The 10,623-nt window shown below is 74.7% G+C and carries 11 protein-coding genes and 1 pseudogene; 7 read left to right on the forward strand and 5 right to left on the reverse strand.

Annotation, left to right across the window (positions count from 1 at the left end; translation table 11 throughout):
• Positions 1–64: 64 nt before the first annotated feature.
• Positions 65–1,048, forward strand: coding sequence for a LysR family transcriptional regulator (locus AB0O09_RS36385; protein ID WP_363549488.1), 984 nt, complete (start codon positions 65–67; stop codon positions 1,046–1,048).
• Between the two features lie 45 nt (positions 1,049–1,093).
• On the opposite strand, the gene AB0O09_RS36390 is transcribed toward AB0O09_RS36385, so the two are convergent.
• Positions 1,094–1,369 (reverse strand): hypothetical protein, encoded by a 276-nt coding sequence (locus tag AB0O09_RS36390; RefSeq protein ID WP_363549489.1) that lies wholly within the window; start codon positions 1,367–1,369, stop codon positions 1,094–1,096.
• Positions 1,370–1,546: 177 nt separating this feature from the next.
• Here AB0O09_RS36390 and AB0O09_RS36395 point away from each other — a divergent pair, with 177 nt between their 5' ends.
• From AB0O09_RS36395 to AB0O09_RS36410, 4 genes are all read left to right on the forward strand, one after another.
• The gene (locus AB0O09_RS36395) at positions 1,547–2,239 is read left to right on the forward strand and encodes a response regulator transcription factor (protein ID WP_363549491.1); all 693 of its coding nucleotides are present in this window, start codon (positions 1,547–1,549) and stop codon (positions 2,237–2,239) included.
• 344 nt (positions 2,240–2,583) lie between these two features.
• Positions 2,584–4,260 (forward strand): cytochrome c oxidase subunit I, encoded by a 1,677-nt coding sequence (gene ctaD / locus AB0O09_RS36400; RefSeq protein WP_363549512.1) that lies wholly within the window; start codon positions 2,584–2,586, stop codon positions 4,258–4,260.
• Between the two features lie 85 nt (positions 4,261–4,345).
• On the forward strand, positions 4,346–4,723 hold the full coding sequence (locus AB0O09_RS36405; RefSeq protein WP_363549493.1) for a hypothetical protein: 378 nt from the start codon (positions 4,346–4,348) through the stop codon (positions 4,721–4,723).
• A 99-nt stretch (positions 4,724–4,822) separates the two neighbouring features.
• Positions 4,823–5,548 (forward strand): sigma 54 modulation/S30EA ribosomal C-terminal domain-containing protein, encoded by a 726-nt coding sequence (locus tag AB0O09_RS36410; protein WP_363549496.1) that lies wholly within the window; start codon positions 4,823–4,825, stop codon positions 5,546–5,548.
• Positions 5,549–5,564: 16 nt separating this feature from the next.
• Here AB0O09_RS36410 and AB0O09_RS36415 read toward each other — a convergent pair whose 3' ends face one another.
• Positions 5,565–6,317, reverse strand: coding sequence for a putative protein N(5)-glutamine methyltransferase (locus tag AB0O09_RS36415; protein ID WP_363549499.1), 753 nt, complete (start codon positions 6,315–6,317; stop codon positions 5,565–5,567).
• 277 nt (positions 6,318–6,594) lie between these two features.
• Positions 6,595–7,002: pseudogene (locus tag AB0O09_RS36420) on the reverse strand (methionine--tRNA ligase); the annotation flags it as partial.
• Between the two features lie 140 nt (positions 7,003–7,142).
• On the opposite strand from AB0O09_RS36420, the gene AB0O09_RS36425 reads away from it, so the two are divergent.
• On the forward strand, positions 7,143–8,315 hold the full coding sequence (locus AB0O09_RS36425; protein WP_363549501.1) for a damage-control phosphatase ARMT1 family protein: 1,173 nt from the start codon (positions 7,143–7,145) through the stop codon (positions 8,313–8,315).
• On the opposite strand, the gene AB0O09_RS36430 is transcribed toward AB0O09_RS36425, so the two are convergent.
• Positions 8,312–9,247 carry a hypothetical protein gene (locus AB0O09_RS36430; protein ID WP_363549504.1) on the reverse strand — a complete coding sequence of 312 codons (936 nt, stop codon included), beginning with the start codon at positions 9,245–9,247 and terminating at the stop codon, positions 8,312–8,314. The genes AB0O09_RS36425 and AB0O09_RS36430 overlap by 4 nt on opposite strands.
• Positions 9,248–9,474: 227 nt before the next feature.
• Positions 9,475–9,678, reverse strand: coding sequence for a hypothetical protein (locus AB0O09_RS36435; protein ID WP_363549507.1), 204 nt, complete (start codon positions 9,676–9,678; stop codon positions 9,475–9,477).
• 179 nt (positions 9,679–9,857) lie between these two features.
• Here AB0O09_RS36435 and AB0O09_RS36440 point away from each other — a divergent pair, with 179 nt between their 5' ends.
• Positions 9,858–10,484, forward strand: a complete 627-nt coding sequence (locus tag AB0O09_RS36440; protein WP_363549510.1) for a hypothetical protein — start codon at positions 9,858–9,860, stop codon at positions 10,482–10,484.
• Positions 10,485–10,623: the final 139 nt, after the last annotated feature.

Consider the following 10,623-nt stretch of genomic DNA (forward strand, 5'->3'; position numbering starts at 1 on the left):
CCCGCCGGCGGCCGCCTCCACCACCACACCGGCACCACACGGGCGGCATGCGGGAGCAGCAGCAGTGGACATCGACGTCAAGACCCTGAGAACGTTCTGCGAGGTCATCAGAACCGGCTCGTTCACCAGCGCCGCCCACCGGCTGGGCTACTCCCAGTCGAGCGTGACGGCCCAGATGCGCGCCCTGGAGCGGCAGGTCGGCGCTCCGGTCTTCCACCGGCTGCCCAACGGGGTGCGGCTCACCCCCGCGGGCTCCACCCTCCGCGGCTACGCCGGCCAACTGCTCACCCTGGTGGGCGAGATGGAGGAGGCACTGCGCGGCCCCTCGGCCACCGCGCCGCGGCTGCGGGTCGGCCTGGTGCCGGCCCTGGCGTACGGCGAACAACTCGCCAGGATCGCCCAGTTCGGCCGCCGCCTGCTGCCCGACGTGCAGCTCGCGCTGCGGGTGATGGGCACCGCGGAGATCCACGCGGCGCTGCGGGCCGGCGGCCTGGACGGCGCGATCCTGCTGACCGGGCGCGAGCACCGCCCGGCGCCGGCCGCGCCCGTTCCGGTCCTCAGCGGGGCCCCGGGCCGGGCGGCCGACCGGGCCCGCACCGCGGTGCTCGCCGAGCGCGCCTCGGCCGTCCGCGAGCGGCGCGAGGCGCCGACCGAGATTCCCGTCCAGGACCTGGAGTTCACCCCCAGCACCAGCGCCGGGGCGCGCCCGCCGCTCGCCTGCCACCAGGTCGTGGTCGCCGACCCGGACTGCCCCTCGCAGCGCTGGCTGCCGGAGTTCCTCCGGCTGCGCGGCGGCGAGCCGCCGGAGAGCCTCGAACTCGGCTCGATGGACGGGGTGCACGCCTCCGTGACGGCCGGGCTCGGCTGCGCGATGCTGCCCACCGGCCTGGCCGCCCAGCCGTACGGCGCGGGCCTGGCGCCGATCCCCGGCGTGCCGCGGATGCAGTGGACGGTCTCCCTGCTGGCCTCTCGCACCAAGGAGTTCCGCGAGGGCCACCGCCAGGGGCTGGCGGACGCGATCCGGCTGGCGTTGACCTGCCCGGCCTGATCGGACCGGAGCCGTACGGGCCGCGGCGCGCGGCCCGGCGGCCGGTCAGCCCTGGGGCGACAGGTCGTAGCCGTGCACCGGGACGGCCGACCAGGATCCGCCGGGCCGGGCCAGTCCCAGCTCCCGCATCCGCTCCGAGAAGCGGTTCATCGACGCCTCCGAGTCCCACAGGTCGATGATCCGCATGCCGTCCCCCGTCACGGCCGCCACGTGCGCCAGGCAGCCGGCGAAGATGCCGTCCTCCCGGCCGAGCCGCGCGTGGATCGCTTCGTACTCCTCGGTGGTCGCCCCGGGCAGGTCGACCTGTACGAGAACCGCCATCTCCGGTCCTCCTCGGTTCGCTGCCGCCGCGCCGGTTGCGGCGTGCTCCGACCTCCAATCTCCGCCCGCCCGCCGGGTGCCGCAAGCAGGGCCGTCCGGCCCTGTCGGCGGGCGCGGGCGGCCGGGGAGAATGCGGTGGCCCCTCCACGGCGGACGGGCCGGGGAAGGAGAGGTGCCATGCTCGACGGCACGGTACGGACGGGTGCCGGGGGTCCGGTACGGGTCTTCCTGCTCGACGACCACGAAGTGGTGCGCCGGGGTGTGCAGGACCTCCTCGACTCCGACCCCGGGCTGACCGTCGTGGGGGAGGCCGCCACCGCCGAGCAGGCGCTCGCCCGCGTCCCGGCGCTGCGCCCGGACGTGGCCGTCCTCGACGTCCGCCTGCCGGACGGCGACGGCGTCACCGTCTGCCGGGAGCTGCGCTCCCGGATGCCGGATCTGGCCTGCCTGATGCTGACCAGCTTCGACGACGAGGAGGCGCTGCTCGACGCCATCATGGCCGGCGCCTCGGGGTACGTGCTGAAGCAGATCTCCGGCACCGACCTGGTCTCCGCCGTGCGCACGGTGGCCGCCGGGCAGTCGCTGCTCGACCCGGGCGCGACCGGCCGGCTGATGGCCCGGCTGCGCCGCCGGGCGGACGCCCCGCAGCCGTCCCCGCTGCCGGCGCTCACCGAACGCGAGACGCAGATCCTCCAACTGGTCGGCGAGGGGCTGACCAACCGGCAGATCGGCGAGCGGCTCTACCTGGCCGAGAAGACCGTCAAGAACCACGTCTCGCGGCTGCTGGCCAAGCTGGGCGTGGAACGTCGGGTGCAGGCCGCCGTCCTGGCCACCCAGGTGGCCGCCGACCGGACGCCCGACCGCCACTGACCTTCCCCCGCGGGGCCCGACGGGGCTTCCACCCCCATGGGTTCGTATGCGCAGCATGGGGTCGGACGGCGGAGCCGAACGTCACCGCGCCGGGGACGGTGGGCCCGGGGCCGCGGGGTCCAACGGCCCTGGGACGCCGGCCCGGCCGCGGCGGAGCATGGAGCGCCGCCGGCCGGAGCGCACCCGGATGCCCCTGCACCCGCTTGCCACAGCTCCGAACCGCCGTGCGGCGGTCAAGGGTTCGGCGAGCGAGCGAAGGAGAGCGTCCGGTGGCTGCCATCGAGGCGACGGAGGGGACGGCCGGCGGGCCCGCCCGCGGGCGGCGGCGCCCGGGGGTCCGGCTGGTGCGGTGGCTGACGACCACCGACCACAAGGCGATCGGCACGCTGTACCTGTGGTCCGCGTTCGGCTTCTTCCTGGTCGGCGGCGTGCTCGCCCTCGTCATGCGGGCCGAACTGGCGAGGCCCGGGACGCAGTTGCTCTCCAACGAGCAGTTCAACCAGGCGTTCACCATGCACGGCTCGATCATGCTGCTGCTGTTCGCGATGCCGCTGTTCACCGGCTTCGCCAACTGGATCATGCCGCTGCAGATCGGCGCCCCGGACGTCGCCTTCCCCCGGCTCAACATGCTGTCGTACTGGCTGTTCATGTTCGGCTCGCTGATAGCCGCGGCCGGTTTCGCCACCCCGCAGGGCGCCGCCGACTTCGGCTGGTTCCTCTACGCGCCGCTCTCCGACGCGGTGCACTCCCCCGGCGTCGGCGCCGACATGTGGATCATGGGTGTCACGCTGTCCGGCTTCGGCAGCATCCTCGGTGCGGTCAACTTCATCACCACCATCATCTGCATGCGCGCCCCGGGCATGACGATGTTCCGGATGTCGATCTTCTGCTGGAACGTGCTGCTCACCGCCGTCCTGGTGCTGATCGTCTTCCCGGTGCTCGCGGCGGCCCTGCTCGCCCTGGAGTGCGACCGCAAGTTCGGCTCGCACGTCTTCGACCCGGCCAGCGGCGGCGCCATGCTGTGGCAGCACCTGTTCTGGTTCTTCGGGCACCCCGAGGTCTACATCCTGGCGCTGCCGTTCTTCGGCATCGTCTCGGAGGTCGTCCCGGTCTTCAGCCGCAAGCCGATGTTCGGCTACTCCGGCCTGATCGCGGCCACCGTGGCGATCGCCGGCCTGTCGGTCACCGTCTGGGCGCACCACATGTACGTCACCGGCCAGGTGCTGCTGCCGTTCTTCTCCTTCATGACCTTCCTGATCGCGGTGCCGACCGGCGTGAAGTTCTTCAACTGGATCGGCACCATGTGGAAGGGCTCGCTCAGCTTCGAGACCCCGATGCTGTGGACGACCGGATTCCTGGTCACCTTCCTCTTCGGCGGCCTCACCGGTGTGCTGCTGGCCGCCCCGCCGATCGACTTCCACGTCTCGGACTCGTACTTCGTCGTCGCGCACTTCCACTACACGCTGTTCGGCACGGTGGTGTACGCGATGTTCGCGGGATTCCACTTCTGGTGGCCGAAGATGACCGGCAAGATGCTCGACGAGCGGCTCGGGAAGATCACCTTCTGGACGCTGACGGCGGGCTTCCACAGCACCTTCCTCGTCCAGCACTGGCTGGGTGCCGAGGGCATGCCCCGCCGCTACGCCGACTACCTGGCCTCGGACGGCTTCACCACGCTGAACACCGTCTCCACCGTGGGCTCGTTCCTGCTCGGCCTGTCGATCCTGCCGTTCCTCTACAACGTCTGGAAGACCGCCAAATACGGCGAGAAGGTCACCGAGGACGACCCGTGGGGCTGGGGCCGCTCGCTGGAGTGGGCGACCTCCTGCCCGCCGCCGCGGCACAACTTCACCGCACTGCCCCGGATCCGCTCCGAATCCCCGGCGTTCGACCTGCACCACCCCGACATCGCCGCCCGCGACCACCTGGAGCACCACGGCAGGCCGGCCGAGCACCTCGCCGGTGTCGCCCCGGCGGCCTACGACGCACCGGTCGGCCGGCGCCACCGCCAGGGCGACTGACCCGAAGTCCCCGTCCCCGCCCCGTCCTCCCCCGTCGGGGCGGGGGCGGTCCCACCACCGTCCCCCGTACGAGCAAGGAGCAGCCGTGAGCCACATCGTCCCGGCCATCGGCGCGGCCGCCCTCGCGGCGGCCGGCAACGTCTGGTGGCTGCCCGCCCTGGCCGACCTGCGGGCCGGCGACGACCGCCCGCGCTCCGCCCGCCCGGCCGCGCTCGGCTGCCTGACCTGGTGGTTCGGCACCGCGCTCACCGCCGTGCTCTGGCTCACCCCGGCACCCGGACTCCTCGGGCTCGCCGTGCTCGCTCCGGCCGCGGTCGCGGGCGGTGCCCTGTGGTTCGCCGGGTGCGTCCGGCGGGAGGCCGAACTGCGCGAGGCGGAGCGGACCTGGGCGGCCGTCGCACCGGCGGCCGTCCCCCGGCGGGCCCGGAAGGGCGGGCCCCGGATCGGCCGGACGAGCCCGTGACCGGGTCGTTCGGCCCTTTCGGAGCGCAGGGGCGCGGAGTTGGGTAAGGACAGGGGTGCGTTCAGTCGTCCGACACCAGTGGCAGGAGGAGCGGTCCACATGACCGAGGCGATCACTGTTCAGGCCTTCGACGGCGTCCCGCGCGAGGTCCTCGACGAGGCCCGCGGCCGGATCGCGGCCGCCGCGGACTGCGCCAACGCGCTCGTCGAGTCGCTGCGGGTCCGGCTGACCCCCGCCGGGCTGGCGCAGGTCAACGCCGAGGTCGACGGACGGCGGATCCGGGTGCAGGAGACCGCGCGCGGCCTCGGCGAGGCGTTGGACCGGCTGGCCGAGGGCCTGCGCCGCCGGATCACCGCCGTCACCGGCACCTGGACGCCGCGGGCCTGGCCGCAGCCGTCCCGGCCGCCGCTGCCGCCGATCCCGCCGATCCCGCCCGCGGCCGGCCCGCAGGTCATCGCCCGCGTCAAGTCGCCGTCGCTGGTGTGGTGTTCGCCGGACGCCGCGGCCCGCACCCTGGACGCGATGGACTACCGGATCCACCTGTTCACCGACCCGGCCACCGAGACCGACGCCGTCGTCTACCGGGTCGGTCCGACCGGCTACCGGCTGGCCAGGACGATCGCCGCCGCCCCGCCGCGCGGCTGCACGGCCCCGCTGACCGTCAGCCCGCACGGCGCGCCCGCGCTCGACGACCGGCAGGCCGCGGAGCGGCTGGCCGGCGCCGAGCTGCCCTTCCTGTTCTACGCCCACCCCGGCGACGGCCGCGGCCGGGTGCTCTACCGGCGGTTCGACGGCCGGCTCGGCCTGATCACCGGCTCCTCCTGAGCCCCCGCCGGACGGCTCACCGCGTGCCGATCACGACGGTGGCGTCCATCTCCCCGCAGACGGCGGTCCGGGCGGTCAGCCCGGCCGCCGCACAGGCCGCCAGGGTGGTGGGGGCCTGCCGTTCGCTGGTCTCCACCAGCAGGTGCCCGCCGGGCGCGAGCCACCGCGGCGCGTCCGCGATCACCCGCCGCTGCACGTCCAGGCCGTCCGCGCCGCCGTCCAGGGCGACCCGCGGCTCGTGCTCGCGGGCCTCCGCGGGCAGCAGCCCGATCGCCGTGGTCGGCACGTACGGCGCGTTGGCGAGCAGCACGTCGACCCGGCCGAGCAGGCCGGCCGGCAGCGGCTCGTAGAGGTCGCCGAGGTGGACGGTGCCGCCGACCGCGGCGGCGTTGCGGCGGGCGCATCGGACGGCCGCCGGGTCGACGTCCGCGGCGTGCAGTTCGACCCCGGGGCCGACGGCGGCGGCGAGCGCCACCCCCAGGGCTCCGACGCCGCAGCACAGGTCGAGCACCACCGCGGAGGGGCCGGCCAGCAGCGCCGCCTGCCGGACGAGGAACTCGGTGCGCCGCCGCGGGACGAACAGCCCCGGGTCGACGGCGATCCGCAGGCCGCAGAACTCCGCCCAGCCGAGCACGTGCTCCAGCGGCCGGCCTGCGGCCCGGGCGGCCACCATCGTGTCGAGTTCGGCCGCCGAGCGGGCGGTGGCGAGGATCAGCTCCGCCTCGTCCTCGGCGAAGACGCAGCCGGCGGCGCGCAGCCGCACCACCACGGGCGGGAATCCGGGGAGCGAGCGGAGGAGGTCGGAAGAACCGGTACTGCGGGAGGAATGAGAGGACAACGGGAGCCTTTCGGGAACCGCCGAGGGGCGCTCCCGCGACCGCTACCGCGGTCGTGCCGTCCGGCCGTACGAGGAGAGCGCCCAGCCTGCACCTGCGTCGATGGGTCCCACCTCCTCGATCCGTCCCTTGCTGGAGTGCCGCCACCCTACCCGAGGCGGGCCGTTCGCGACCGTCCTTCCGTGCGTCCGGCCGGGTCCTGTCGCCGTGTCAGGGACGTCCGTCGCCGGCCCCGCCGCCGAAGCGGGCCGTCCAGGCGGCCAGTTGCTCGTCGGTGACCTTGGCGAAGAGGACGGGCGGGACGGTGAAGCCGGTGCCCGCGGGCAGCAGGTCGAGGGAGCGGGCCTCGTCGGGGCCGATCCAGCGCCGGGTCCGGGCGGCGGAGCCCTCCGGCGCGGCGAAGCAGTCCCGCACCGTCCGGCAGGCGGCCGGCACGAACGGCTCGGAGACGACCGCGCAGAGGTGGATCACGTTCATCGCGGTGCGCAGGGTGAACGCGGCGCCCCCCGGGTCGGTCCTCACCCGCTGCCAGGGCGCCTCGGCGTCGAGGTAGGAGTTGCCCGCGCTCCACAGCGCGCGCAGGGCGCGGACGGCCTTGCGGAACTCCAGCGCGTCGAGTGCGGTCGCTCCTCTGGCTCACCGTACGCGGCACGGGCACCCGGTGCACTGCGCCGTCCCGGTGCTGCGGGCGCGGCTGCCCTAAGGTCGGGGAGGACCGCCGTCCGACCGCCGTCCGACCGCCGAGAGACAGGCCCGCCGTGCCGACCGCACCCGTGATCCGCATCGACGTCCCCGGCTCCTTCCCGTGGGGCGTCTTCCACGAACGGCACCCCGAGCTCGTCCGGCAGGTGCTGGCGGCGCGGCCGTACGGGCCGGCCGAACGGGCGGCGGTCGAAGCGCTGCTCGCCGAGAGCACCGACGGCCTGCTGGAGCCGCCCGGCCCCGGCCTCCACGACCGCGAGGCGTGGCTCGCCCGGGGCGTGGGGCTCTGGGGCCGGCCGTGGAGCGAGGCGCCCTTCCTGTGGGCGGAGAGCTGGTTCCACCGGCGGCTGCTCGACGCCACCGGGTACTTCCGGCCCGGGCCCTGGCACGGCATCGACCCCTACGCGCCTTTCAAGGACGCCGAACTGGCCGGTGAGGCCGTGGACGGCGAACTCGCCGCCCTCGACGCGCTCGCCGGCCTGCCCGAGGAGGAACGCACCCGGGCCCTGCTCTCCTCCGCCCTCTGGGGCAACCGCGCCGACCTCGGCTTCCGGATGGCCGCCGGGACGGAGGGCGCGGCCGACCCCGCCCTGGTCGCCGACGACGGCGAACCGCTGCTGGCCGCACTGGCCCGGGCCCGGGGCGGCACGGTCTGCCTGATCGCCGACAACGCCGCCCGGGAACTGCTGCCCGACCTCGTCCTGATCGACCACCTGCTGGCCGCGGACGCGGCCACCCGGGTCGTGCTGCACGTGAAGCCGCAGCCGTACTTCGTCTCCGACGCCACCATGGCGGACGTCCTCGCCGCGGTCGGCCGCCTCCGCGCGGCGAGCTGGACCGCGGCCCGGGCGGTCGGCGAGCGCCTCTGGCGGGCCGTGGAGCGCGGCACCCTGCGGGTGGCGGCCCACCCGTTCTCCTGCGCGCCGCTGCCCTACCGGGACATGCCGGCCGACCTGCGCGCCGAACTCTCCGACGCCGCCCTGACCGTCCTCAAGGGCGACCTCAACTACCGCCGTCTGGTGGGCGACCGCCACTGGCCGCCGACCACGCCCTTCGCCGATGTGGCGGGCCACTTCCCCTCCCCCGTCGCCGCCCTGCGCACCCTCAAGTCCGACGTGGTGACGGGCCTGTCGCAGGCCACCGTCACCCGTCTCGACACCACCGCCCCCGACTGGCGCACCGCAGGCACCCACGCCCTCGTCCAGCTCCACGCGCCGGACCGGCACTAGCCGACCGCGGCTCCGACGGCACCCGCAGGGCCGGTACGGAGTCCTGCGGCCCTCGCGCCGCGCATCGCGGCACGGGCCACGGCCGCCCCACGAGCGGTGGCCGCCTCACCGGTGCCGACCGCGATCGTCCTGCTGCCGAGCCCCGCACAGGCCCGGCAGATCCCCGGCCGCGGCACCGGGTCGTGGCACCTGCCGCACTCCGCGTACCGGGCGCCCGCCGGCGGCCCGGCCTCCGGCGCCGGGGGCATCTTGCGGGTCAGCCGGTGCCGCAGCACCCCGAACGCCGAGTGGATCGTGACGGGCAGGCCCGGAAGCAGCGCCTGGGCGAGGTCGGCCGCGCTGCTGCCCCGTTCCAGCCAGCCGGCGACCAGCGGCGCCAGCTTCCGGGCCTCGGCCTGGCCGAGGCGGAGCCGGGGCTCCGGCCGGATCACCCGGAACAGCACGGACACGGCCTCGTCCGTGCGGTCGTCCGATCGCTCGGCTGCCTGCTTGCCCGCCGCCGGTGCGGGCTCGGCCGGTGCCGGCTCGGTCCGTTCGGGCCCGGCCCGTTCGGGTTCTGCCGGTACGGGCTCCAACGGCGGGACAGGGAGGGTGGGTTCTTTGTCTCGGTTCTTTGAACAGCCGTCACGATCACCGCTGTCCGGCCGCCGGGGGCCCGGAACATCGGCACCCGGTGCGACCTGCTGCGGCGCGTCGTAGAGGTGGGCGGCGCTGTACCACCTGCCGTCCTCACCCTGGTGCCTGACGACCCAGTAGTACCCGGCCTCGGTCAGCTCGCGGAGCGCCTTGGCGACGGCGCGACGGCCCTGCACACTGCTGTCGGCCATGGTCCGGCCGTCGTCGCGCCAGCCGTCCGGCCGCGAGAGGAGGTCGACGAGCAGCCCGCGCGCGGTGTAGCTCAGGCGCCGGTCCTGCAGGGCGACATTCGGCAATACCGTGAAGCTCGATGCCGGTTCGGTACGATGGATGTGCATGGGGAGGTATGACTCCTGGTGCCGTGCCCCGGGGTGTTGCCGCACCGCCGGGGTCATCTGTGTCGGTTCGCACGGAACCTAACACACGCACCGTCACGCGATCGACACGGTCCGTGTCGCTCGCATGCGGGCACCATTCGATCAACTCCGTTGCCCCGGTGCTCATCACCCGGCCCGCGTCGCCCTCACCGACGGAAGCGCGACCGCAACTGCTTGTAGATCTCGTAGCAGGCGAGTGCCATCAGGAGGCCCCCGAGCAGGGCCCAGAGCACGGAGCCGCCGTGGCGCCACCGCGACAGGCCGTCGCCCAGCAGGGCCACGGCCAGGGCCGACTGGCAGTACGGCATGGCCTTGTCCAGCGGACCGCCGTCCCTGAACGGGTTCTCCAACGCGCCTCCTCGTCTCAGGGCCCGCACTGTACGCCTCACGGGCGACGCGCCGGACAGCGGATCCGCGAACGGCGGTGGAACGCGACAAGCCGTTCCGGAGACACCTGGACTGATCCGGCGTCACCTTCCGTGCCACCCTCCGCCACGGGGCCCCGGCGGGCAGCACTAGTCTTCCGGTCATGGCCCTGCGACCTGACGAGTTCTACGAGCACGCACGTGCCGCCGCCGACGGTGACCAGCGCCTTCCGCTGGCACGGATGACCGGCTGGGACATCAGCCCGTTCGAGCAGGACGGGCTCCGGGTCGCGCCGCTGCGCCCGCCCGTCCTGCCCGAACCGCCGCGGCACGGCGAGGACCCGGCGGACTGCGACATGTGCCGCGACCGGAACGAGGGCATCTGGCTCGACGACCACTGGCGGCTGGCCCGGATCCCGGGCGTCGGCGTGCCACTGGTGCTGATGCTGTACCCCCGCGACCACCACGACATGGCGGACCTGCCCGACGGACTGGCCGCCGAACTCGGGGTGCTCACCACGCACGTGGTCCGCCACGTGCAGGCCCTGCCGCACGTCTCCCGCGCCCACGTGTACCGGATCGGGGACGGCGCCGCCCACCTGCACATCTGGTTCTTCGCCCGGCCCGCGGGGCAGGCCCAGCTCTACGGGTCGTGGCTGCCGGTCTGGGACGACCTGCTGCCCGAGTACCCGGCCGAGGCGGCCGCCGCGGACGCGGCGGCCGTCGCCGACGCCCTGCTCGCCTCGTACGGAGGCCACCGCCCGACCGTCGACCGCGCGACCCGCGACTGAGCCGCCCACCCGTCGACGCGGGGCCGGAGCGGGCCACGAAAGTGCGGCAGCCCCCGGCCGCGAGTCGGGCTGGGGGCTGCCGTGGTGGTGCGGGGTCGCTCAGAGGGCCTTGCCGTTGACGAACAGCGCGGCCGGGCCG

Origin of the sequence: Kitasatospora sp. NPDC093679, assembly GCF_040683455.1 — a bacterium.
Classification (GTDB): domain Bacteria; phylum Actinomycetota; class Actinomycetes; order Streptomycetales; family Streptomycetaceae; genus Kitasatospora; species Kitasatospora arboriphila.